20 protein-coding genes are annotated in these 23,676 nt (G+C 73.9%); 12 read left to right on the forward strand and 8 right to left on the reverse strand.

The window, feature by feature from the left end; translation table 11 throughout:
- Positions 1 to 53: 53 nt before the first annotated feature.
- Positions 54 to 1,706, reverse strand: a complete 1,653-nt coding sequence (locus ACFVS6_RS25780; RefSeq protein ID WP_389707283.1) for a BTAD domain-containing putative transcriptional regulator — start codon at positions 1,704 to 1,706, stop codon at positions 54 to 56.
- 509 nt (positions 1,707 to 2,215) lie between these two features.
- Positions 2,216 to 2,836: an L-threonylcarbamoyladenylate synthase gene (locus ACFVS6_RS25785; RefSeq protein WP_389707285.1), complete on the reverse strand. Its 621-nt coding sequence runs from the start codon at positions 2,834 to 2,836 to the stop codon at positions 2,216 to 2,218.
- A 227-nt stretch (positions 2,837 to 3,063) separates the two neighbouring features.
- Here ACFVS6_RS25785 and ACFVS6_RS25790 point away from each other — a divergent pair, with 227 nt between their 5' ends.
- From ACFVS6_RS25790 to ACFVS6_RS25830, 9 genes are all read left to right on the forward strand, one after another.
- Positions 3,064 to 4,512 carry an Ig-like domain-containing protein gene (locus ACFVS6_RS25790; protein ID WP_389707374.1) on the forward strand — a complete coding sequence of 483 codons (1,449 nt, stop codon included), beginning with the start codon at positions 3,064 to 3,066 and terminating at the stop codon, positions 4,510 to 4,512.
- 104 nt (positions 4,513 to 4,616) lie between these two features.
- Positions 4,617 to 6,089: an MFS transporter gene (locus ACFVS6_RS25795; RefSeq protein WP_389707287.1), complete on the forward strand. Its 1,473-nt coding sequence runs from the start codon at positions 4,617 to 4,619 to the stop codon at positions 6,087 to 6,089.
- Positions 6,086 to 7,309: an anhydro-N-acetylmuramic acid kinase gene (locus ACFVS6_RS25800; RefSeq protein WP_389707289.1), complete on the forward strand. Its 1,224-nt coding sequence runs from the start codon at positions 6,086 to 6,088 to the stop codon at positions 7,307 to 7,309. The genes ACFVS6_RS25795 and ACFVS6_RS25800 overlap by 4 nt, the downstream gene beginning before the upstream one ends.
- 35 nt (positions 7,310 to 7,344) lie before the next feature.
- Positions 7,345 to 8,190, forward strand: a complete 846-nt coding sequence (locus tag ACFVS6_RS25805) for an RICIN domain-containing protein (RefSeq protein WP_389707291.1) — start codon at positions 7,345 to 7,347, stop codon at positions 8,188 to 8,190.
- A gap of 114 nt (positions 8,191 to 8,304) precedes the next feature.
- Positions 8,305 to 10,389 (forward strand): SpoIIE family protein phosphatase, encoded by a 2,085-nt coding sequence (locus tag ACFVS6_RS25810; protein ID WP_389707293.1) that lies wholly within the window; start codon positions 8,305 to 8,307, stop codon positions 10,387 to 10,389.
- A gap of 85 nt (positions 10,390 to 10,474) precedes the next feature.
- The gene (locus ACFVS6_RS25815) at positions 10,475 to 10,837 is read left to right on the forward strand and encodes a hypothetical protein (RefSeq protein ID WP_389707295.1); all 363 of its coding nucleotides are present in this window, start codon (positions 10,475 to 10,477) and stop codon (positions 10,835 to 10,837) included.
- Positions 10,838 to 10,981: 144 nt separating this feature from the next.
- Positions 10,982 to 11,944: an aldo/keto reductase family oxidoreductase gene (locus ACFVS6_RS25820; protein WP_389707297.1), complete on the forward strand. Its 963-nt coding sequence runs from the start codon at positions 10,982 to 10,984 to the stop codon at positions 11,942 to 11,944.
- 57 nt (positions 11,945 to 12,001) lie between these two features.
- On the forward strand, positions 12,002 to 12,793 hold the full coding sequence (locus ACFVS6_RS25825) for a class I SAM-dependent methyltransferase (RefSeq protein ID WP_389707299.1): 792 nt from the start codon (positions 12,002 to 12,004) through the stop codon (positions 12,791 to 12,793).
- An 82-nt stretch (positions 12,794 to 12,875) separates the two neighbouring features.
- Entirely contained in the window at positions 12,876 to 14,129 is a 1,254-nt protein-coding gene (locus ACFVS6_RS25830; protein ID WP_389707301.1) for a pyridoxal-phosphate dependent enzyme, read from the forward strand.
- Between the two features lie 48 nt (positions 14,130 to 14,177).
- On the opposite strand, the gene ACFVS6_RS25835 is transcribed toward ACFVS6_RS25830, so the two are convergent.
- The 3 genes from ACFVS6_RS25835 to ACFVS6_RS25845 form a co-directional block, all read right to left on the reverse strand.
- Positions 14,178 to 14,852, reverse strand: a complete 675-nt coding sequence (locus tag ACFVS6_RS25835) for a DUF2278 family protein (RefSeq protein ID WP_389707303.1) — start codon at positions 14,850 to 14,852, stop codon at positions 14,178 to 14,180.
- 122 nt (positions 14,853 to 14,974) lie between these two features.
- On the reverse strand, positions 14,975 to 15,517 hold the full coding sequence (locus ACFVS6_RS25840) for an FABP family protein (RefSeq protein WP_389707305.1): 543 nt from the start codon (positions 15,515 to 15,517) through the stop codon (positions 14,975 to 14,977).
- A gap of 105 nt (positions 15,518 to 15,622) precedes the next feature.
- Positions 15,623 to 16,480, reverse strand: coding sequence for a peptidoglycan recognition family protein (locus tag ACFVS6_RS25845; RefSeq protein ID WP_389707307.1), 858 nt, complete (start codon positions 16,478 to 16,480; stop codon positions 15,623 to 15,625).
- Between the two features lie 270 nt (positions 16,481 to 16,750).
- Here ACFVS6_RS25845 and ACFVS6_RS25850 point away from each other — a divergent pair, with 270 nt between their 5' ends.
- Positions 16,751 to 17,809, forward strand: coding sequence for a polyprenyl synthetase family protein (locus ACFVS6_RS25850; RefSeq protein ID WP_389707376.1), 1,059 nt, complete (start codon positions 16,751 to 16,753; stop codon positions 17,807 to 17,809).
- Between the two features lie 30 nt (positions 17,810 to 17,839).
- Here the strand turns inward: ACFVS6_RS25850 and ACFVS6_RS25855 are convergent, their stop codons facing one another.
- Positions 17,840 to 18,691, reverse strand: a complete 852-nt coding sequence (locus tag ACFVS6_RS25855; protein WP_389707309.1) for an oxaloacetate decarboxylase — start codon at positions 18,689 to 18,691, stop codon at positions 17,840 to 17,842.
- A 101-nt stretch (positions 18,692 to 18,792) separates the two neighbouring features.
- A complete protein-coding gene (locus tag ACFVS6_RS25860) occupies positions 18,793 to 19,662 on the reverse strand; it encodes a helix-turn-helix domain-containing protein (RefSeq protein WP_389707311.1) in 870 nt (289 codons plus the stop codon).
- 53 nt (positions 19,663 to 19,715) lie between these two features.
- On the opposite strand from ACFVS6_RS25860, the gene ACFVS6_RS25865 reads away from it, so the two are divergent.
- Positions 19,716 to 21,242 carry an MFS transporter gene (locus tag ACFVS6_RS25865; RefSeq protein WP_389707313.1) on the forward strand — a complete coding sequence of 509 codons (1,527 nt, stop codon included), beginning with the start codon at positions 19,716 to 19,718 and terminating at the stop codon, positions 21,240 to 21,242.
- Between the two features lie 18 nt (positions 21,243 to 21,260).
- On the opposite strand, the gene ACFVS6_RS25870 is transcribed toward ACFVS6_RS25865, so the two are convergent.
- Positions 21,261 to 22,631: an FAD-binding oxidoreductase gene (locus ACFVS6_RS25870; protein WP_389707315.1), complete on the reverse strand. Its 1,371-nt coding sequence runs from the start codon at positions 22,629 to 22,631 to the stop codon at positions 21,261 to 21,263.
- Positions 22,632 to 22,943: 312 nt separating this feature from the next.
- On the opposite strand from ACFVS6_RS25870, the gene ACFVS6_RS25875 reads away from it, so the two are divergent.
- Positions 22,944 to 23,603, forward strand: coding sequence for a DUF4360 domain-containing protein (locus tag ACFVS6_RS25875; RefSeq protein WP_389707317.1), 660 nt, complete (start codon positions 22,944 to 22,946; stop codon positions 23,601 to 23,603).
- The last annotated feature ends 73 nt before the right edge of the window (positions 23,604 to 23,676 follow it).

Raw genomic sequence — 23,676 nt, forward strand, 5'->3', positions numbered from 1 at the left:
GGAGGGTGTGCGGGAACGACGCCCGGAGCGGGCGGGGGGAAACGGAGGGTGGGTCAGCGGGCCGCGGGCAGCGCGGGCGCGCCGTCCCGTCCCCGGGACAACCACCGCGCGTAGACCCGGAGGAAGGCATGGATCCGGTACGGCTGCCCGGGCGGTCCGTCCTCCAGCAGCCCGGCCTCCACGAGCTGTTCCAGCACCACGCCGGATCCGGCGGAACAGGGCCCGGGGCCCGGGTCCAGGGAGCCGAACCGCAGGAAGGTCTCCCGCAGTTCGGGCGGCAGGGTGCTGAGGGCCTGCCCGAAGACCTCCGGTACGGAGAGCCGTGCGTCCTCGGCGAGGGCCAGCCGTCCCGGGGCGTCCTCCGACAGCCAGGCCGCGCAGTCCGCGACGGACAGCCCGGGACGGGTGAGCAGCCGCCCCGCGGCGATGCGCAGGGCCAGTGGGAAGTACCCGCACACCGAGGCCAGTTCACGGGCTGCGTGTTCCTCGGCGGCGATCCGGTCGGCCCCGACGAGTCCGGCGAGCAGCCCGTGCGCCTCGGACGGGCCGAGCACGTCGAGCCGGTGGACCGCGCCGCCGTGCGTGGCGACGACCGCCGCGAGGCCGCGCCTGCTGGTGACGAGTACGGACACGTCACCGGAGGCGGGCAGCAGCGGCAGCACCTGCCCCGCGCCGGTGGCGTTGTCGAGGATCAGCAGCCGTCGCCCGTCGCCCGGTTCGGGCAGCAGCTCCCGGGCTTCCTCCGCCGTGACGCCGTTGCGCTCGGCCCCGCCCAGGTCGATGCTGAACACCCCACCGGGGAAGGCGTCCTGGACCTGGTGCGCGCACTGGTGGGCCAGCGCCGACTTGCCGATCCCGGGGGCGCCGGAGACGACGAGCAGCCGGGGTCCGTCCGCGTCGGTGAGCCGCAGCGCCATCGTCCGAAGGTCCGTCGCCCGCCCGGCGAAGCCGGGCACCGACGGCAGTCCGCCGTGCCCCGGGGGACGTACGGGGGGCAGCGTGAGCGGTGGCGTCGCCGGGGGCGCCGCCTGTTCCTCGGGGCGCGGCGGCCCCAGTTCCTCGGAGCGCAGGATCGCCAGCTCCAGGCGGCGCAGGCCCGGCCCGGGGTCGACGCCGAGCTCGTCGCGGAGCCGGTCGCGCACCGTGCGGTACTCGGCCAGCGCCTCGGCCTGCCGGCCGGTGCGGTACAGGGCCTCGATGAGCTGCTCGGTGAACCGTTCCCTCACGGGGTGCCGGCGGCCGCTCTCGTAGAGGTCGACGAGGACCTGGTGGCAGTTCCCGGCGGCGAGTTCGAGGTCGCATATCCGCTCCAGCACGCGCAGCCGCTCCTGTTCCAGCGCGGGCACCGCGTCCCGCTGGAGCATGCGCGAGGCGACGTTGGCCAACGGCTGGCCCTGCCAGAGCGAGAGGGACTCCCTGAGCCGGTACAGCTCCTCGTCGGTCCCGGCGGCGGCCCGCGCCTTGGCGGCCAGTAAGCGGAAGAGTACGAGGTCCAGCGTCCCCGTGTCGTTGTGCATGCGGTATCCACCGGGCACGGCCTCGATGGTGGTCGCGGATATGCCGTATTTCGCGAATAGCCGTCGCAGCCGGAGCACGCAGGTCTGGAGGGCCGCTCGGGCCGTGGCCGGCGGTTCCTCGTCCCATACCGCGCGCAGCAGGTAGTCGGTGGAAACGACCGTACCGGGATGAAGGAGGAGCGCGGCCAACAAACTGGTCGGCTTGGACGGTTTGAGTACTACTGTCTCGGGGCCGTGCGCAATGCTCAGGGGCCCCAATAGCTGGAACCGCATGATGGTCCCCCGTGTCGGGTCACGAATGTGTCGATGGAGCGTGGCCGGGGGGTGGTGGTCGCCGAGCCCCGCCCCTGACACACTGCCGAAATAGTCCGGACCAGCGCATGGGGTTGCTCGCCGCCCCCCGTTGGGCGGTGAATGACTGGAACCCTACATAACGGATCTTGTGAAAGTCGAGTCGTGGGTCGGCTCAATTCGAACCCTGCATACGGACTTCCCTCCTCGGTAACCCCGGCGCCTCACCGAGTTACTGCCGATGCACCAAGACTGTTCATACGTAAACGAGTTCCGATGGCCGGATCGCTGGAGTTTCAATGGAGCAATTTGCCTCGCGCATACTCCGCCGTGACCGGATTGAAGCACTCCGCCCAGCGGATTCCGGCCCTGGAACCGGAATCCGCCCTGATGGGGACGAGAGGCGGTTACTCGAATCGCGTCGTGTCGCCCGCGCCCCGGCGCACGATCTCGGCCTCGCCGCTCGAAAAATCGATCACGGTCGTGGGGCGGGTGCCGCAGTCGCCCGAGTCGAGCACCGCGTCCACCTCGTGGTCGAGGCGCTCCTTGATGTCCCAGCCCTGCGTCATCGGTTCTTCCTCGTCCGGCAGCAGCAGGGTGCTGGAGACCAGCGGCTCGCCGAGTTCCGCGAGCAGTGCCTGCGTCACCACGTGATCGGGGATCCGGACCCCGACGGTCTTCTTCTTGGGGTGCATCAGCTGGCGGGGCACCTCGGAGGTCGCCCGCAGGATGAAGGTGTAGGGGCCGGGCGTCGCCGCCTTGATGGCGCGGAAGACGTCGTTGTCCACGTGCGTGAACTGACCCAACTGCGCGAAGTTCTGGCACACGAGGGTGAAGTGGTGCCGGTCGTCGAGGTCGCGGATGGAACGGATCCGGCCGAGCGCCTCCCGGTTGCCCAGCCGGCATCCGAGAGCGAAACAGGAGTCGGTCGGGTACGCGATGAGCGCCCCGGAACGGATGCTGTCGGCCACGCTGCTGATGGTGCGCCGCTGAGGATTCTCGGGGTGCACGTCGAAATACTTCGCCATCCACCGAGCCTACGGGACCGGAACCTTCCGTTCGGCCGCTCGCCGACCGGGCCCCGGGCGCGACCGGCGCCGGCGCGAACCGACCGCTCCCGCAAGCGGAAGTGCTCCGTCCGGGTTCACTTCGGGAACCCGTTCGGCCCCAGAACCGAGTTTGTGATCATCGTTTTGGCTCCCGATCGTTTTGATGCTGCCATCCGGCGTACGAGATCTGGGAGGCCTGCGTGGCTATGCCGCGGACGAAGCGGACGAGGGCCTGGAGCGTCGTGGCCGCGGTGACGGGCGCCGTGCTGGTCACGGCGGTCGCCCCGGGCAGGGCACCCGCGGCGGGAACCCCGCGAGCGGATGCCGGTACGGCCCCCGGGGCGGCGGTGACGCTGTTGGTCTCGCGCGCGCTCGACGTGGGCCGCGGGACCGGGACCGGCGGGGCGCGCTGCACCGCCGGAACGTTCCGGGCGGGCCTGTGCGGCGCCTGGCGGGAGCAGCGGGTGCTGGCGACCGCCCGCGGCGAGGGGGCCGTGCTGCGCGGCCCGTACGCGGTCGCCGGGGACGTCCTGCCGACCGACGCCGACGGCCCGCTGGAGATCGCCGCCGAGGCCCCGGGACGGCTCACCGACGTGACCGTCCACGACTCCCACGGCCGTCACCTGGCCGGCGAACCGGACCCCGACACCGGGCGCTGGCGCAACACCGAGCCGCTGCGGGCGGGCGAGCACTACACCGTGCGCGTCGGCGCCCAGGACGGATCCGGCGCGCCGGTCGCCGCGACGATGGCGTTCAGGACCGCGCGCCCCGCCGCCTCCGCCGTCGCCGGCGTCCCCCTCACCGTGGATTTCGGACCCCGGCCCGGCACCTACGGCGCGGGCGAGATCGTCACCGCCGAACTCAGCCGGCCCGTCCCGGCGGACGACAGGAGGGCCCGCAGCCGGTTGGAGCAGGCCCTCCAGGTGACGTCGGAGCCGCACGTCGAGGGCGCCTGGCACTGGGTCGACGACTCGACGCTCCACTTCCGGCCCCGCTCCTACTGGCCCGCCCACACGGTGGTCCGCGTCCGCAGCGGCCTCGACGGGGTCGAACTCGGCGAACAGGGCCACGGAGGCCCCTCCGAGCCCGTCGAGTTCACCGTCGGGGACCGGATCGAGGCGGTCACCGACTCGGCCGCGCACGAGATGACCGTACGCCGCAACGGACGGGTCATCAGGACGATCCCGGTCACCACCGGCAAGGCGGGCTTCCTGACCCGCAGCGGCATCAAGGTCGTCCTGGGCAAGGAACGCAAGGTCCGGATGCGCGGGGACTCCGTCGGGATCGGGCGCGGCACCAAGGAGTTCTACGACCTGCCCGTCCAGTACGCGACCCGGGTGACGTGGAGCGGCGAGTACGTCCACGCCGCGCCCTGGTCGGTCGAGGCGCAGGGGGAGGAGAACGTCAGCCACGGCTGCACGGGCATGAGCACCGAGGACGCCGCCTGGTTCTTCGAGACCGTGCGCGAGGGCGACATCGTGGAGGTCGTCAACAGCGGCGGCGACGCGATGCCCCCCTTCAGCAACGGCATCGGCGACTGGAACCTGGACTGGCGCGCCTGGCTGTCGGGCAGCGCCCTCGCCGCCGGCCCGGCCGCCGCACCCGCCCGGGCGACCGACCCGCTCCGGGCGTCCCGGCTCCACCCGACGACCTGACGGAGCCGCGCCGGCCCCGCCACTCTCCCGCCCGCCCGGGGCCGATGTGCTGAACCACACGGCCCCGAGGCATCCCCGCGTCGCCCACCGGGCACCCACCACCGGTGACCCCCCTCCAACTGCGCAGCCCCGCCCCGCCGGCCGCCGGCCACCCGCGCCGCGCCCTGCTCGCGGGCTCGGCGGGCAATTTCGTCGAGTGGTACGAGTTCGGCGTCTACGGCTGCTTCGCCACGGTCATCGCCGCCCGCTTCTTCACTCCGGACACCGCGACGGGCCCGGCCGGAGCCGGGCCGCTCCTCGCCACCTACGCCTCCTTCGCGGTGGCCTTCTTCTTCCGGCCCGTCGGAGCCCTGCTGTTCGGCCGGCTCGGGGACCGCGTCGGGCGCCGCCCCGCCCTGATCCTCGTCGTCTGCCTCATGACCGCCGCCACCACCCTGATCGGCCTGCTGCCCACCCGGGCGACGGTCGGGGAGCTCGCTCCCTGGCTGCTCACCCTGCTGCGCGCCCTGCAAGGCCTCTCCGCGGGAGGGGAGTTCGGCGGCGCGGTCGCGCTGATGACCGAGTACGCACCGCCCGGGCGGCGCGGCCGGTACGGCGCGTGGCAGTCCTTCACCGTCGCCCTCGGCCTGCTCGCGGGCGCCGGTACGGCGGCCTCCGCCGCCACCGCGCTCTCCCAGGAGGCCCTGTACGACTGGGGTTGGCGGATCCCGTTCCTGCTGGCCCTGCCGCTGGGCGCGGTGGCGCTGTGGCTGCGGACCGGCCTTGCCGAGCCGCCCGGATCGCCGCGAGGCCCCGAACCCCCCACCCCGGCAGGCCCACCGGACCGTTGGTCGTCGCCGAATCCGGCCCGGACGGCGCCGGCCGCCCCGACCCCCCATGCCTCAACCGTGCCGGCCCCGACCGCGCGGGCTTCAACCGTGCCCGCCTCGCCCCCGCCCGCCCCGACCGCACCCGCCCCACCCGTGCCCGCCGCCCCGACCGTGCCCGGCACCGCCCGTGCCGTCGTGCTCGGCATCGGCCGGATCATGGGGTGGTCGGCGGCCGGGTACACCTTCCTCGTCGTGCTCCCCTCCTACCTCCAGGCCACCCTCGGCGCGTCCTTCCAGGAGGCCCTGATCGCCACCACCGTCGCCAACCTCGGTTTCGCCGCCACGATCCTGCCCGCCGGCATCCTCAGCGACCGCGTCGGCCGTCGCCCCGTCATGCTGTGCGGCGCCCTGTGCGTCACGGTGTTCGCCCTGCCGCTGCTGCACCTCCTCCAGGACCCGGGCGCCCCCGCCCCGGCCAAGGCGGCCGCCCTCCTCGGAGCGGGCGCCGCGGTGGGCCTGCTCGCGGGACCCGGGCCGGCCATGCTCGCGGAGATGTTCCCCGCGTCCGTGCGCTGCACCGGGCTCGGACTCGCCTACGCCCTCGCCAACGCGGTGTTCTCCGGTTGCGCGGGCCTCCTCATCACGGCCGTGACCGCGGCGACGGGCGACACCGACGTCCCCGCCCACTACGCCGCCGGCGCCTGCGCCCTCAGCGCGATCGCCCTGGCGAGCCTGCGCCGCGACGACCACCTGCGACCCCTGCGATGAGGGTCGTCGGCCTGATGTCGGGCACCTCCCACGACGCGATCGACGCCGCGGCCGCGGAACTCACCCTCGCCGACGGCGGCGAGACCCTGCGCCTGGTGCCGCTCGGCATGATCAGCGCACCGTACGAGGACACCCTGCGCACCGCGCTCACCGCGGCGCTGCCACCCGCGCCCACCACCCTCGCCGACGTGTGCGTCCTCGACACGCGGATCGGACAGGCCTTCGCGGAGCTGGCCGTCCGGGCCGACCGCGAACTCTGCTCGGGTTCGGCGGAGTTGATCGCCTCGCACGGACAGACCGTCTACCACTGGGCGTCGGCCGGCGTCGTCCACGGAACGCTCCAGCTCGGCCGTCCCGCCTGGATCGCCGAGGCCACCGGCTGCCCCGTGGTCGCCGACTTCCGACCCGGCGACGTCGCGGCGGGCGGCCAGGGCGCCCCGCTGGTCAGCCTCATCGACCTGATGCTGCTGCGCGGTCGGCCCGGTGCGCCCGCCGCCCTGAACATCGGCGGGATCGCCAACGTCACCGCCGTTCCCGCCGCCGGACCGCCGCTGGCCTTCGACACCGGACCGGGTAACGCCCTGCTGGACGCCGCCGTACGGCGATTCCGACCGGGCGGGCCGGGATACGACGAGGGCGGCGCGCTGGCCGCCGCCGGACGGGTCCACGAGCCGCTCCTGCGCCGACTGCTGGCCGAGCCGTACTACGCGCTGCCCGCGCCCCGTACGACCGGCAAGGAACTGTTCCACCCCGGATACCTGGACACGGCCCTGGCCGGCTCCGGCGACCTCGCCCCGCAGGACGTCGTCGCCACCCTCACCCGCCTCACGGCGCGGACCGTCGCGGACGCCCTGCGCCCGCTCGGCGTCACCGAGGTCTTCGCCTCCGGCGGCGGCACCCGCAATCCGACCCTGATGTCCGCCCTCAGGGAGGAACTACCGCCACACACCGCCCTGTTGGACTCCGGACTGCTGGGCCTGCCCGCCGGGGCGAAGGAGGCGTACGCCTTCGCCGTACTCGGCTTCCTGGCCCTCCACGGGCTGCCCGGCAACGCCCCCGCCTGCACGGGCGCCCGGGGTCCCCGGATCCTCGGCTCCCTCACCCCGGGGCGGCGCCCGCTGGACCTGCCGGCCCGGCCGTCCCGAGCGCCGCACTCCCTCGTCGTCACCCCGGCAGCGACCCCGCGGGGCAGGTCCGACGGTGTTGATGCTCCGTCATAATCGTTGGAGGGAAAGCTTCTTGGGGGGAGGCCGACATGCCGGTGGACGACGATCCGCCCGTGGGCGTGGGGCCGGTCACCACGGTGGCGCCGGGGCATCCGCCCCGGTGGTCCTGGTGGGTGGTCGGTGTGCTCGTACCGTTGGTGGGGGTCCTCGTGACCCTGTACGCGGCGCCGTGGCGGATGCCCGCGCCGCCGGTGGCGGCGCCCGCGCCGGGCGCCGTCGTCCCGGCTCCGGCCCCGGCGTCGGCGTCGCCCTCCGCGACGGCGGCCTCGGCTCCGCCGCCCACCTTCGCGAGCCCGGGAGCCACGACCCAGCCCCCGACGCCGTCGACGCCCGCGAAGCCGTCCGTGCCCGCCGAGACGCCCGCTCCGCCGCCCGCCCCCGCTCCGAGCCGGTCGGCCGCCGGGTCCCCGGAGCCGGTCGTCACCGGGACGCCGGTGCGGGTGGTGAACGCCAACAGTGGCCAGTGTCTGGCCGTACCGGCCGCGAGTACGGAGGTGGCCGTGCCGGTGAACCAGTTCCCGTGCGGGCCCCACCCCGACCACTTCTGGCGGGTCGAGCACGCGGCGAAGGACGGGGCGGGCCGGGCCCGTCACCTGATCGTCAACGACAACAGCGGCCAGTGCCTCGCCGTACCGGGGGCGAGCACCGAGTCCGGCACCCAGGCCAACCAGTTCCCCTGCGGGGACCACCCCGACCACTACTGGCGGATCGAGTACCGGTCGGTCGACGCCACGGGCCGGGCACGGCACCGGATCGTCAACGGCAACAGCGGCCAGTGCCTCGCGGTCCGCGAGGCGAGCACCGAGGCCGCCGCCGCCGTCGTCCAGCTCCCGTGCGACGGCCGAGCGGCCCAGGACTGGCGCGTCGCCCCCTGAGCCGCCCCCCATCCCACCGAACACACTCCCGCCCGCCCCGAGGCCCCGCCTCGCCGTAATCGGCTGCCGTCCGCATAGTGAGTGGAGGAACCGGCAGGTGGAAGGGGACGTCTCGTGCCATCGGTACGGCCGGGGGGCGAGCAGGCGCAGGGCCCCTTCCCGTCCGAGCCCGGGACCCTGCTCGAACACGTGTCCGTCGCCGTTTTCGGCATCGACGAGGACGGCCGCGTCTGTCACTGGGGGCCGGGAGCCCGCGACCTCTTCGGCCACGAGGCCGAGGAGGTCCTCTCCCGCCCCGCCGGCATGCTCCTCGCCGAGGGCCCCGAGGCGGCCGCCCGCCTGACCGAACGGGCCAGGACCCGCGGCTACTGGCGGGGGCGGCTCACGGCCCGCCACCGCGACGGGACGGACTTCGCGTGCGGTTTCCGGGTCTTCCCCGTCACCGGCGCCGCCGGCCGCTCGGAGGTCCTCGGCCTGGCCAGCCGCAGTGAGGAGCTCGACCGGGTCAAGACGAACCTGGCCTTCCTCGACGCCCTCTTCGTGACCTGCCCCATCGGCCTGGTCATGCTGGACGAGGACCTCCGCTACGTCCACCTCAACCAGGCGCTCGCCGACATGGACGGCCTGTCCGTCGCGGAACACCTCGGTCGGGGCATCGACGAGGTCATGCGGGTGTCCGACACCACCGAGTTCCGGCGCATGCTCCAGGGCGTGGCCGACGACGGCGTGCCCGTCATCGGGGCGCTGACGGCCCTGCGCCCCCTGGGCCGACCCGACCAGGACCAGGTCCGCTCGGTGAGCTTCTTCCCCCTGAGCCGGGCCGTCGGCACCCCGCCCGGCCTCGGCGGCCTGATCATGGACGTCACCGACCGGGAACGGGCCATCCTGGAAGCCGCCGCCGGCCGTCGCCGACTCGCCCTGCTGGACCGCGCCTCCACCCGCATCGGCACGACCCTGGACGTCGTCCGTACCGCCGGGGAACTGGTCGAGGTCGCGATGCCCGAATTCTGCGACGGCGCCGTGGTCGAGGTCGTGGAATGGATGGACGAGTCGGAGCTCTTCGACCCCGCCCGCCCGCTGCTCACCCGTCGCATCGCCCACGGGACGATCCTGCCGCCGCCCGCGGACGAACTCGTCGGCGGGGTGGAGCGGGTGCGCTACCCGCCCGGCTCCGCGATCCACGACATGCTGAGCACCGGACGACCCGTCTCGTCCGTCGTCGACGAGGCGTTCCTGGCCCGCACCGTGGTCATCGAGGACCGCGCCCGCCTCATCGCCGAGAGCGGCGTCGCCTGCATCCTGGTCGCCCCCCTCATCGCCCGCGGCACCGTCCAGGGGATCGCCCTGTTCGGGCGCTCCGCGCAGCGCCCGGCCTTCACCGAGGACGACCTGGCCCTGGCGGGGGAGCTGGCGTCCCGCGCCGCGATCTGCCTGGACAACGCCCGCCTCTACAGCAGGGTCCAGGACATCTCGCTCACCCTCCAGCGCGCCCTCCTGCCCAGTGCGCAGGCGAACAGCCCCTACGCGGAGGTGGCGCACCGCTACGTCCCGGGCGGCCGGATCACGGAGGTGGGGGGCGACTGGTACGACGTGATCGAGCTGCCCGACCACCGGGTCGCCCTCGTGGTCGGCGACGTGATGGGCCACGGGGTCCCGGCCGCAGCCGCCATGGGCCGGCTGCGGATCACCACGAAGGCCCTGGCCCGGCACAACGCCGAACCGGCCGCCATGCTCGGCGAGCTCGACGCGCTCGCGCAGGAAGCCGGCATCGAGCTGGCCACCTGCCTCTACCTCGTCTACGACGCGACGAGCGGACGGGCCCGGATCGCCAGCGCCGGCCACCCGCCGCTCCTGGTCCGCCACCCCGACGGCACGGTACGGACCGTCGCGGAGGTGCTCGGCGTACCGCTCGGCGTCGGCGGGTTCCCCTTCCGCACGACGGAGATCGAACTGCCCGAGCACGCGGTCCTCGCCCTGTACACCGACGGGCTCATCGAGGCCCGCGGCCGCGACATCGAGGCCGGGCTCGACGCCCTGCGCGCCGAACTCGCCCGCCCGGCCGGTCCGGCGGACCCGCTGGAGGCGGTCGCCGACCGCGTCCTGGCCGGCCTCCTGCCCGCCCCGCCCGCCGACGACACCGTCCTCGTCCTGGCCCGCGTCCACCGCGCCCCCCGAACGGACCCGGAAGCGTCCCCGTGACGCGCGCTCGCGCGGCGCGCCCGCCGGGTCCAGGGTGGAGGGGGGAGCACCGCACGAGCCGACCGAGGCGAGCGAGGTAGGACCCATGACGGCGACCACGCGCGAGAGCACACCGGTGGAGATCGAGGGCGGCGGCGTCGAGCTGCGGACCCGGGAGATCGGGGGCGGCCTGTCCGTCGCCTTCGTCCGCTTCCCCGCCGGAACCGACATGACGCCCGCCCTCCGGGGCATGCCGGACGGGATGTGCCCCTGCCCGCACTGGGGATACCTGCTCAAGGGCCGGCTGAAGATGGTGACGAAGGACGGCGAGGAGGTCTACGAGGCGGGGCAGGCCTTCCACTGGCCCGCCGGTCACGTCCCGGTCGCCCTGGAGGACTGCGAGTACGTCGACTTCTCCCCGACGCGCGAGTTCACCGAGGTCGTGGACCACATCAAGGGCCGGGGTTGACGGACTCCCCGGCCACCGACAGCACGAGGCCCCGGGGCTTCTCGGCCCCGGGGCCTCGTACGGTCACTTCGCTTGACCGGTCGTTCAACGATCCCCGGCCCGGGACGTCACGGCCCGGGCCGCCCCACGTCATAGGGTGGGCGCGTGACGATCGAAGCGAACGTGCGAACGAGCGGATACCGGGTGCTGTACGGGTGCATGGGGCTGGGCGGGAGCTGGGGCCCGGAACCCTACGAGCCGTCCGACATCGACGCGGCCGAGGCGGCCGTGTCCGCGGCGCTCGACAGCGGCATCACCGTCTTCGATCACGCCGACATCTACCGGCACGGCAAGGCCGAGGCCGTGTTCGGAGAGGTCCTCGCCCGGACACCGGGGCTCCGCGAACGCGTCACCCTCCAGACCAAGTGCGGCATCCGCCTCGCGGACGATGACGGCCCGGGCCGGTACGACCTGCGCGGCGACAGCATCACCCGACGGGTGGAGGAGAGCCTCATCCGGTTGCGGACCGACGTCATCGACGTCCTGCTCCTGCACCGCCCCGACCCCCTCGCCGACCCCGAGGAGATCGCCCGGGCACTGACGTCCCTGCACCGGCAGGGCCTGGTACGCGCCTTCGGCGTGTCCAACATGGGCGCGGCGCAGATCGCGGGGCTCCAGGCCCGGCTCGACGTACCGCTCGTGGCCAATCAGCTGGAGATGAGTCTGCACAGCCGCGACTGGGTCGAGGCCGGGGTCCTGCTCAACACCGGCGGGGCCACCGCCAACGGCTTCCCGTTCGGCACGCTGGAGCACTGCCTCGACCACGGCATCCGCCTCCAGGCCTGGGGCGCGCTGGCGCAGGGCCGCTTCACCGGCCGTCAGGAGACCCCTGCCGAACGGGCCACCGCCGACCTCCTCACCGACCTCGCCCGACGCAAGGGGACCACACCGGAGACCGTCCTGCTGTGGTGGTTGATGCGCCACCCCGCCCGCATCGCACCCGTCGTCGGCAGTGCCCGCCCGGAGCGCATCCGCGCCTGCCGCGACGCGGCCCTGCGCGAGCCGGACCTCACCCACGAGGAGTGGTACGAACTGTGGACCACCGCCCGCGGGGTACCGCTGCCGTAGGGAGTACCGCCGTGTCGTAACACCCCCGCGCGGCGGCCCCGGGCCGATAGTGGGGCTGTGAGCGAGAGCGCGGAGGGACCCGGCCCGGCCGGTGGAACGGGCGGCGCGGCCTGGTCCGGGAGCGAGGGTGCGCAGGCCTACGCGGCGATGGACGCGGGCACGAACAGGCTCCTCGGCTACCCGTTCGTCTTCGGGACGCTGTCCCGCCGGATCGGAACCGGATCCGTCCTCGTGGACTACGGCTGCGGCCCGGGCAAGGTCGCCGACCGCGCCGCCCGCAGGCTCGGCGCCTACGTCATCGGCGTCGACATCTCGCCGCAGATACTGGCACTGGCCCGCACCGGGGCCGGCGCGGTCGCGGAGTTCCACCTCGTCGAGGACGGACGGGTCACCGCGCTGGCGAACGGCTGCGCCGACGCCGTCATGTGCAACCACGTACTGGCCTCGCTGCCCACCCGGGAGGCGGTGCTCGACGTCCTCAAGGAGATCCGCCGCCTCCTGCGTCCCGGCGGCCTCCTCGTTCTGCTGAGCACCGACCCCGCGCGCGGCGGCATCGAGTACGCCTCGTTGCGCATCGGTGAACCGGGGCAGGAGTACGGGCCCGGCGACCCGCTGACCGTACGGCTGCTGCGCACCGACGGATCCTGGGAGGAGATGCGCAACCACGCCTGGCCCGTCGACGTCCTTCCGGGCCTGCTGGAACGGGCCGGGTTCGGGAACGTCGCCCAGCACCGACCCACCGTGGACGAGGCGATGACCGTGGCGGACCCCGATCTCGTCCGCAGCCGCCCGTGGGAGGCCGAACGCGTCGCGCCGCCCCTCGTCGTGACGAGCGCGGCGGCCGTCTGACCGGCCCGGGCCCCGCCGGGAGTCGGGCTGTCCTCCGGTGGACTCCCGGAGCCGGTGCCCGGCACATCCTTAGGATGGCCGCATGACAGCGACCCCGCCCGCCCCGACAGCCGCCCCCACGCCGAGGAACCACGGCGGCTCGCTGGCCAGATCCCAGCGTTCGTTGGGCGACCCGGGCCTGGAGTACCCGCTGTGGCCGCCGCTGCCGCGCGGCTGCCCCCGTACCCGTACGGCACTGACCGACTTCCCGCTGGAGGTCGACTACGCCTACGAGGACACCCCCGCCGACCTGTTCGACGCCCCCGTGCGCGGCGGACTGGAGCGCTGGGCACCGCTGTTGCCCCCGCTCGAAGCACCCGGGCTGGGGGAGGGCGCCACCCCGTTGCTGTCCTTCGGCGACGGAGTCTGGATCAAGGACGAGTCGCAGAACCCCACATGGAGCCACAAGGACCGCCTCAACCGGGTCACCGTCGGCGCGGCCGTGCACGAGGGCGCGCCGGGCATCGCCGTGGCCTCGTCGGGCAACCACGGCGCCTCCGCCGCCGCGTACGCCGCCCGCGCGGGGCTGCGCTGCGTGGTGCTCGCCTCCGCCGGCGCGCCGCCGGCGGTGGTGTCCTTCCTGCGGGCCTACGGAGCCGTCGTCCTGCCCGTCCCCGCCGCCGACCGCTGGCCGCTGCTGAACGAGATCACCGACCGGCTCGGTTTCCACCCCGTCAGCAACCTGACGCGCACCCACACCGGACACCCGTTCGGCGCGGAGGGCTACAAGACCATCGCCTACGAGATCCACGCCGAGCTCGGCGTCCCCGCCGCCGTGTTCGTCCCCAGCGGGTACGCCGAGTTGCTGTTCGGGGTCTGGAAGGGCTTCGCGGAACTGCGCCGCCTCGGCGTCACGGACCGGGTGCCCCGCATGTTCGGGTGCGAACCGGCCGCGGGCGGCCCGCTGGCGGAAGCCGTCAGGACCGGGACCCCCGCCGCCGTCGTACCGGTCGGTCCCACCGACGCGTACGCCATCGACTGCGCGGCGGGCGGACACCGCGGGGTGCGAGCCGTCCTCGACAGCCGCGGAGCCGCCCTCCTGGTGACGGACGCGGAACTCACCGGAGCCCAACGCGCCCTTGCCGGGCAAGGGCTGTGGGCGGAGCTGTCCGCCGCGGCGGGCCTGGCGGGCCTTCGCCAACGGCTGGCCGCAGGTGAGGAGTTCGACGGGCCCGTGGTCTGCGTGTCCACCTCCGGCGGCTTCAAGGACCGCGGGGTCGGTGAAACCTCCCTCGCTCCCGTCACCCCGGAGTGGGACGCCGTCTCCCGCGTGTTGAAGGAAGCCGGGATCGGCTGACCCGGCCGACCGGGGCCCCGGGACGGGGGCCCCGGGACGGTTCCGCGATCACCCGTGGGGCGTCACCGGGTGCCCGTCGTCGTCCGTCGGGTCCGACTGGGTGGAGAACTTGTTCAGGAAGACGTCGTACCAGCCGTCCGGCCGCCGGGTGAGGGCCGCGCCGTCCTGCCAGGTCCCGTTGTCGTCCCACCACCGGCTGCCGAACGGATCGCCCTGGTTCTGATGGATGTTGTGCATGCCGAGGCCGTGGTGGGTGAAGGGCTCCCCGAAGACGAGGACCGGCCTCCCGGGCACCAGCATGGGTTCCAACGCCCGGGCCGCGTCCAGGTTGGAGCCCGTGACCCACGGCCGCGGCGGGCTCCACCGTTCCGCCAGCGACCGGAGCCACCCCGGAGGGCGACGCGGCACGAGGCAGCCCCGACGCTCGGCGAGCGCCGGATGCCGCAGGTGGTCCAGGGCGCCCGAACCGGAACTCATGGAGAGCTCGTGGTACCCCGGAGCCAGGGAGGGCACGGGATCGAGCACCGAGGGAGCCAGGACGAGCGTCTTCCACCGGACCCCGGTGGCGGACTGCTTGCTGTCCACGTCGACGGCGCACCGGTACCGTCCGTCCGGGGCGTCGACCTCAAGATTGACGTGGTACCAGGCGCCCTGGTCGTCGGGCCGGTCGCGGAAGTGGCGGTGCAGGGTCCCTGACAGCACGCCGTAGGCGTCGAATGGCATGCCGACCAGTCAACCACCGGCCACGCCCCGGCGCCCGGCCCCGCGCCCGGAGCCCCCGCGCCCGGAGCCCGCGTGCCTGCAACGCGTGGTGGTCCGGCCGGCCGCGGGGGCACCGGCCGCCGTCAGGACGGCCTGCGGCGCAGACGCGTCGTCAGGTGGTGCTGGAGCGGCTGCCCCACGGCCGCCATGTCGTGGACCACCGTCAGCTCCCCGTCGCCGAGGGTGTAGTGGCGCCGGGTGGCGGTGACCTCCTTGGCCTTCGGGGTCAACGTCACCTCGTCCGTCCGGATCTCGATCTCGGACCCCTCCACCTGCCCGACGTACGTCTCGACGATCCCCGTGGGGTGCGCCAGTACGACCTCCAGGGACGCGTCGGGCAACACCCGCCACCACCCGGCCTCACGGCCGGCGGGCCGCACCGGGGCGCCGGATCCGTCGATCAGCCAGGCGCGCGCCTCGTAGCGCAGGAAGGGCCGTCCGTCGTGGCTGAAGGTGATCTCCTGCTCGTAGCGGAAGTCCGCGTCGAGGGTCGGGTACTCGCCTTCGCCCCGGCCGTGCCAGCGTCCCAGCAGCGCGAGCACGGGGCCCAACTGCGGATGCGGGGCCGGGCCCTCGCCGAGGACGTGGGTGTCGGGGTACGGATTGTCCTGCACCGGCTCGATCATGTTCACCTTCGTTCGTACGGGGTCGCGCGAGCCGCAGCCTAGTGCCTGTCGTCGAACTTCCTCCTGCCTCGCGGCGTGGCCGCCCTCCGGGCGCCAACGGGACTTCTAGGACACGCCCTGGCGCGGAGTGCGCCCGGCCCCGCCCGTGCCCCGGCCCGTGGCCCCGCGCCCGGTCCAGCGGGCGAGCTCCCGGTCCAGCGCACCCGGGGGCAGGTACTCCGCAGGCCCGGCCCACGCGTCGCGGTCCTCGTACACGGGGAAGTCGGGGAAGCCGGGGCGCTCCGGGTCGCCCAGGCGGACGCCCAGCCGCACGGCCACGTCCTTGCGCAGGCGGGGGAGGAGCGCGTACAGCCGGTCGCCGGGGCAGGCGGTGTCGTTGAAGTCCCGGTGGCCGTGGATCTCCGTCGGGGCGATCCCGTACCGGTCGCAGATGTGCGTGCACAGCGCGACGAGGGCCTCGAACTGCTGGGCGGGCGGCTCCTCGCTGGTGTAGGTGCCCTCGTTCTCGATGCCGACGGAAACGTCGTTGCGGCCCACGCAGTGCGCCGAACGCACCTGGCGCCGGCCCGAATCCAGTTCGGCGAGGCTGCGGTGGCGGCCCTCGGTGACGAAGGCGCCGCGGCTGATGGTGAAGTGCTGGCCGGTGTCGATCCAGCCCTGGATGTCCATGTGGTAGTTCTGGATCGCCCGCGACAGGGCGAACGCCCGCTGCTGCGAGTAGTCGTCCACGTTCCGGGTCGCCGTGTGGTGGACCACGATCTGCTTCGGCGGCGCGGCCAGGACGACCACGGACTCGGACGGCTGCCGGGCGCCCCACGCCTCACAGCCGAAGATCGTGGGACCGCCGGCCGCCGCGTGGGCAGGTCCGGCCGCGGGCCACCCGGCCGCCGCCCCGAGCCCGAGCGCACCGGCCAGGACCATCCGACGGCTGGGGCCGGGCGAAGCGAGGGCGCGAGCGCGCATGGGGAGCTCCTTCTGACGAGGACGGGACGCCGCGGGCCGCGGCGCCCACCGCCCAACGAGCCGACGATCACCCGGCAACGACCTCACCGCCGGACGGGGGAGCCATTGCCCCCGTTCGGACGTCCACGCGAACGTATGATCATCCCCGTCGGACCCGTCCCGGGCCGCCCGGAACCAGCCCAGGGGAGCCCGCACATGACCGGCACCGCAGACCGGCCCGACCCGTCGGACCGCGTGGCCCCGCCCGAGCGGGCCGACCGGGCCGACCGGATGCGCGGCCGGCTCGCCGGGTACGAGCGGCACTTCGCGCGGGTCTTCGCGGAATACTTCGACGGACTCGAACGCACCCTCGACGCGCCCCCGCACAGCGCCTTCGCCCCCGAATGCCTGACCCTGCTGCGGGACCTGTCCCTGCGCGGCGGGAAGCGCCTGCGGGTCGCCCTGATCCACGAGGCCGCCAGGCTCGTCACCACCGAGCCCGTTCCGGGGCTGGACGACGCCGCACTGAGCATCGAACTCCTCCAGACCCACGGCCTCATCCACGACGACATCATCGACAACAGCCCCACCCGACGCTCCGGCCCCTCCACCCACCACGCCTACCGCGCCCGCTTCCCCGAACACCCGCAGGTGGCCCTCGGCCTGGCCGTCCTCGCCGGAGACCTCGCCGCGTTCCTCTCCCAGCAGGTCCTGCTCGACTCCGCCGCGCCCCTCCCGCTGCGCCACGCCATGCTGGAGGTCCAGACCCGGGCGGCCACGGCCACCCTCCTCGGCCAGATGGCCGACCTGGAACGGGACTTCACCGCGCTCCCCGACGAGCAGACCCTGCACGAGGTCGCCGAGTACAAGTCGGCCCGCTACTCGATCCTCGCCCCGCTCCAACTGGGCCTGCTGGCCGCCGGCGAGGACCCCCGGGCGTTCGACGCGGAGCTGCGCCGCTACGCGCGCCTGGTCGGGATCTGCGGACAGATGCGCGACGACCACCTGGACCTCTTCGGGGACGCCCGGTCCCTGGGCAAGCCCCCGGGCAACGACCTGCGCGAGGGCCGCCGCAGCTACGCGGTCACCGCCGTCCTCGCCGCTGCCGGCGGCCGGGACCTGGCGGTGGTCGAGGCGGCGCTCGGCGACCCGGGCTGCTCGGCCGACACCGTCGAGGCGGTGCGCGACATCGGGCGCCGCTGCGGCGCCGAGGAGCGCCTGCGCGCGGGCGTCGAGCGGCACGCCGTACGGGCCGCCGCCGAGGCGGCGCGCTGGCGCCCCCGTTGGCGGGAGGAGGCGGTCACCTTCTTCGAGGCCCTGCCGCTACAGGTACTGGCCGGCCTCGGGTAGGCCCGGGGGCGAAAGCCCCGGTACCCGGGATTACTGCGGCGCCGTGCCGGGGGCCAGGTTGCGGGCCAGTAGCTCGGTGGCGCGGGCCACGCCGACCGAGTGCGGCGTCGGCTCCGGCAGCAGGCCGTCGCGGGACAGCAACTCGCGGAGCGCGGCGTCCATCGCCCGGTGCGCGGCGAACAGGCACGGGGTGCTGTAGACGGCGGCGTCCACACCGAGGCCGTCCAGTTCGGTGAGGGAGAGCCGGGGGGAGCGGCCGCCCTCGATCTGGTTGAACAGGAGCGGCGTGTCGCCGACCGCCTCGCGGATCAGCTTCAGTTGCGCGGTGCTCCGTACGCCGTCCACCAGCACCATGTCCGCTCCGGCCGCGGCGAGTTGACGGGCGCGCAACAGCATCTCGGGTTCCTCCGTGGCGTCGGTGCGGGCCACCACGAACAGGTCACCGCGTGCGTCGAGGACCCGGCGCAGCTTGGCGAGGTACTGGGGCAGGGGCAGGATCTGCTTGCCGTCCGCGTGGCCGCAGCGGCGCGGGCGCCGCTGGTCCTCCAGGACGACGCCCGAGGCCCCCGCCGCCTCCAGGCGCCGCACGACGTGCGCGGCGACCTCCGGGTCGCCGTACCCGTCGTCGATGTCCACCAACAGGTGGTGGCGGGGAAAGGCGGACCGCAGCCGCTCCGTGAACGCCACCATGTCGGGCCAGGCGATGAAGCCGACGTCCGGCAGCCCGTAGTGGGAGGCCGCGAAGCCGAACCCGGAGACGAACAGCGCGTCGTGGTGTCCGGCCGCCACGGAGGCCGAGTACATGTCGTACACCCCGATGAGCGGGGTCGTACCCGCACCCGCCAGGGACTCCCGAAGGGTGTTTCCGTAGTGCCGGACCACTGTGCCTCCTCGTGAGCGGGACCCGTACCGGCCCCGGTCCGGGGATCCTCGCCGGGTCGCCGGGTGCAGGAACGATCCCGCCGCGCGTGTCCGCGCGCCGTTCACCCCTGCGGGAGGCCCGCGCCCGTCGGGGACAGGGTCCGGAGGCGTTCGAGGCGGCTGCGGGTCTCCTCGTCCAGCGGGACGTAGGCCACCAGTCGCGGGCCCGCCGCCGGCCCCAGCCACAGGTCGGTGTGCCGCAGGTGCAGCAGCCCCACCAGCGGGTTCCGGATGTACTTCGTCTTGCCGCCCTGCGCGACCACTTCGTGGCGCGCCCACATCTCGCGGAACTCCGCCGAAGCCCCTTCCAACCGGGCCAGCAGCGCCTTCCAGGCGGGCTCGGCCAGGTGCTCGGCCATCGACGCGCGGAACCTCGCCGCCATCAGCCGGCGCGCCTCGGGCATGTCCACGGTGCAGGCCCGCCAGTCGGGGTCCGTGAACGCCAGCCATAGGCAGTTCCGGTCCTCCGGCGGCAGCCGGTCCAGATCGCACAGCAGCCGCCCGTACGTCGTGTTGTACGCGAGGATGTCGTAGCGGCTGTTCTGCACGCAGGCCGGGATGGGCCCCAGTTGGTCGAGCATCACCCGCAGCTCCGGCGTCACGCTCGGACAGGGCGTGTTCGGGGCCGGATCGACGCTGCCGGCCAGCGCGAACAGGTGCGCCCGCTCGCTCCGGTCCAGCAGCAGGGCGCGCGCGAGGGCGTCCAGCACCTGGGCGGACACCTGGATCTCACGAGCCTGCTCCAGCCACGTGTACCAGGTGACACCCACCGCCGAGAGCTGCGCGACCTCCTCCCGCCGCAACCCGGGGGTGCGCCGCCGGCGGCCGCGCACGAGGCCGACCTGATCGGGAGTGATCCGCTCCCGGCGGCTGCGCAGGAACTCCGCCAGCTCGCGCCGGCGCACATCGGAGGGGGGAGCCACCATGGTCATGGTCCCAGCCTGCCGTACCCCGCAGCCGGTTGCCAGGTACTCCTGATACCAGGATGAGGAGACTCTGGTACCAGGCTGAGGGTCGGAGCATCGTCGTCCTCGTGAACGAAACCACCGTACGCACGCCCTCCGCACCCCCGACCGCACCGCCCGGCTCCGCCGACACCCCCGCGCCCGCCCCGTCGTCCCCGTCGTCCCCTTCGGCACTGCGCCCGTTGGGCCTGTTCACCGTGCTCCTGGGTGCGGCCCTCCCGCTGATCGACTTCTTCATCGTCAACGTGGCCCTGCCCGCCATCGACGCCGACCTGGCCGCCGGACCGGCCCTCCTGGAACTCGTCGTCGGCGGCTACGGCGTCGCCTACGCCGTCCTGCTGGTGGTGGGCGGCCGCCTCGGGGACACGGCCGGTCGGCGCCGGCTCTTCCTCATCGGCATGGCCGCCTTCGGGATCACCTCCCTGGCCTGCGGACTCGCCCCCACCGCCTGGACGCTCGTCGGCGCGCGGGTGGCGCAGGGAGCCGCCGCCGCGCTGATGCTGCCGCAGGTCCTCGCCACCATCCAGGCCACCACCCGGGGCCCGCGCCGGGCCCGGGCGATGAGCCTGTACGGGGCCACCGCCGGACTGTCCATGGTCGCCGGACAGATCCTCGGCGGCGTCCTCGTCGCCGCCGACCCGGCCGGGACGGGCTGGCGGGCGGTCTTCCTGGTCAACATCCCCTTCGTGCTCCTCGGCCTGCTCCTCGCCGTCCGCTTCGTCCCGGAGACCCGCTCACCCCGTCCCGCCTCCGTCGACGTCCCCGGCACCCTGTTGCTCGCCGTGTCCCTGGTGTCCCTGCTCCTCCCGCTCACCGAGGGCCGGGCCGCGGGTTGGCCGCTGTGGACCGTGCTGTCCCTCGCGGCGTTCCCCTTCGCGGCCACGGCCTTCTACCTCACCGAGCGCCGCGCCGACCGGCTCGGCCGCACCCCGCTCGTCCCGCCGAGCCTGCTGCGGCTGCACTCCTTGCGGCGGGGCCTGGTGATGGTCGTGCCGTTCTCCATCGGCTTCAGCGGGTTCATGTTCGTGATGGCGGTGGCCCTGCAACAGGGCCTGGCGATGGGGCCCGTACGGGCCGGGCTCGCGCTCGTACCGATGGCCCTGACCTTCTTCGCCGCCTCCCTCGCCGGACCGCGCCTCATCGGACGCTTCGGCAGCCGGGTCGTCACCGCGGGCGGCGTCCTCCAGGCCCTCGGCATCTGCCTGCTCCTCGTCGAGCTCCGCCAGGGCTGGCTCGCCGTCGGGCTCGCCGCGCTCGCCCCCGGCGTCGCCGTCGCCGGCCTGGGCCAGGGCCTCCAACTGCCCGTACTGATCCGCATGGTGCTGTCCGACGTACCGGCCGACCGGGCCGGGGTGGGCGGCGGCGTCATGGTCACCACCCAACAGTCGGCCCTGGCCCTCGGCGTCGCGACCCTGGGCAGCCTCTTCCTCGCGCTGACCACCTCCCTGGGGATGCGCGACGCCCTCCTGATCACCCTCCTCGTCCAACTGGGGCTGATCGCCCTGACCACCCTGCTCAGCCTGCGCCTGCCGCGCGTCATGGACTGACTCGTGCAAGGACCACCGTCACGGGGCGATGTTCTGGTTGAGGTGGAAGAGGTTCCCCGGGTCGTAGCGCCGCTTCACCTCGACCAACCTGTCGTAGTTGCCCTTGTAGTTGACCCGGATCCGGTCCTGGTCGTCGTCGGCCATGAAGTTGACGTAGCCGCCCTCCTGCGAATGCGGTGCGGTGGCCGCGTAGTAGTCGCGCACCCAGGCCGTGTTGGCCTCGTTGTCGGCCGCGTCGGGCCACATCCCCGCGATGACCGTCGCGAAGGAGGCGTCCCGGTAGGCGAAGGCGGTGGCATCGGGCGCCACCCGGTGGCAGGCACCGTTGATGGGGTAGATGTGCACGGTCGAGTTCACCACCGGCACGCGCGGACCGTACCGCAGGTGGGCCTCGATCGCCTCGTCGGTCAGCTCGGTGACGAAGTTCGCCTTCCAGTAGTGCTGGAGCCCGGGCGGTACGAGGGCGTCGAAGGCGGAGTTCAACGCCGGGTACGGCATCGGGCCGACGTGCTCGGCGACCACCGGGGCGATCTCGTGGAAGGGACGCAGGGCGGCCTCGCCCTCGTCGACCGGCCCCGCCCAGCAGGCCACGACCAGGATGAACGGCTCGCCGTGCCGGTCCTGCGGGATGAACGGCAACGGCGGGGCGATCTGGAAGGCGGGGAACGCCCCCAGCTGCTCCGGCGCGTCCGCGATCAGCTCGCGGAACGCCCGCAGGACGGCGCCCGCGTCCTTCAGCTCGAAGAGCATCGGCCCCCCGTAGACGTCCCGGACGGGCGCGAGCCCGAACTCGAAGGACGTCACCGCCCCGAAGTTCCCGCCGCCGCCGCGCAGCGCCCAGAACAGGTCCGGGTGCTGCTCCTCGTCGACGAGGAGGAGCTCGCCGTCAGCGGTCACCACGTCCGCGGACACCAGGTTGTCGCAGCTCAGGCCCAGCCCGCGCGCGAGGTAACCGATGCCGCCGCCCAGGGTCAGCCCGCCGACGCCCGTGGTGGAGATGATCCCGCCGGTCGTGGCCAGGCCGAAGGCGTGGGTCGCCGCGTTGAAATCGCCCCAGGTGGCGCCGCCCTCGGCCCGCGCGGTGCGGCGTACGGGGTCGACCCGCACCCCGCGCATCCCGGACAGGTCGGCGACCACGCCCTCGTCGCAGGTGCCGAAGCCGGGCACACTGTGCGCGCCGCCCCGGACCGCCAGGTCGAGGTCGTTCTCGCGGGCGAAGCCGACGGCGGCCATGACGTCGCCGGCGTTGACGCAGCGCACGACGACGGCCGGCCTCCTGTCGATCATGGCGTTGTGGACCTTGCGCGCCTCTTCGTAGGCCCCGTCCTGCGGTGTGACGACCTCACCGCGGACCCGCTCGCGGAGGTGGTCGATCGTGAGCTTGCCCATGGCTCCTGCTCCTCGTGGCCTGCCGCCGCGCGGTGCGCTCGGCGGGAACCGCCTCGGTGGCAGCGCGACGGCACAGTGGGACCGCCCCCGGAGGACACCGCTGCCGCCTGCCACTGGAGCGGGCCTCATTTCACGCTACGCCGATGGGCCGGAGCATCAACCCGAGCCCGTGGGACCCGGCCCCCGGCCGGGGTGCCGAACGCTCGGCCGGATCGTTTCTCCAGCGGGAGGGCCGGCCCATCGGAGTGACGCCCGCGCGCGTTCCCCCGGCCCCGGACCGCCCGCGGCGCCCGGTCCGCCCACCATGGCCCCGTGATCACATCGCTCCGCGTAGCGCTCAGCGCCGCCGCCGTGACCGGAACCCTGCTCAGCCTCGGCCTCGCCCCCGCGGCCGGCGCCTCCTCGGGCATCGCGCCCCCGGACCGGGTGACGGTGGACGTCGCCACCGTCAACGGTTCGGGCTGCCGCCCGGGCAGCGCCGCCGTGGCCGTCGCCGAGGACAACTCCGCCTTCACGGTCACCTACAGCGAGTACGTCGCCTCCGCGGGCGGGAACAGCACCGCGACCGACGGCCGCAAGAACTGTCTCCTCTCCCTGAACGTCCACGTCCCGCAGGGCTACACCTACGCGGTCGCCCAGGTCGACTACCGGGGCTTCGGCAGCCTGCAGCGGGGCGCGACCGGCACGCAGAAGGCCAGCTACTACTTCCAGGGCATGAAGCAGACCGAGTACCGCACGCACACGTTCCGCGGCGCGCTCAACGACAACTGGCAGGCCACCGACACCACCGGCATCGAGGCGCTCGTCTTCGCCCCCTGCGGCGAACTGCGCAACTTCAACATCAACACCGAGCTGCGCGCCGCGGTCGGGACCTCCGACGCGAGCAGGACCAGCTACATGGCCCTCGACTCCACCGACGGCAGCATCAACAGCGTCTACCACTTCCAGTGGAAGAAGTGCCCGGCCCGCTGAGCCGGCACGTTTGACCGGCCCGTTTGACCGGTCCGCCCGACCGACCGGCGGCCCGCCCGGTGCGCGAGCACCT

Source organism: Streptomyces sp. NPDC057939, from assembly GCF_042887545.1.
In the GTDB taxonomy this organism is placed as follows: Bacteria; Actinomycetota; Actinomycetes; order Streptomycetales; family Streptomycetaceae; genus Streptomyces.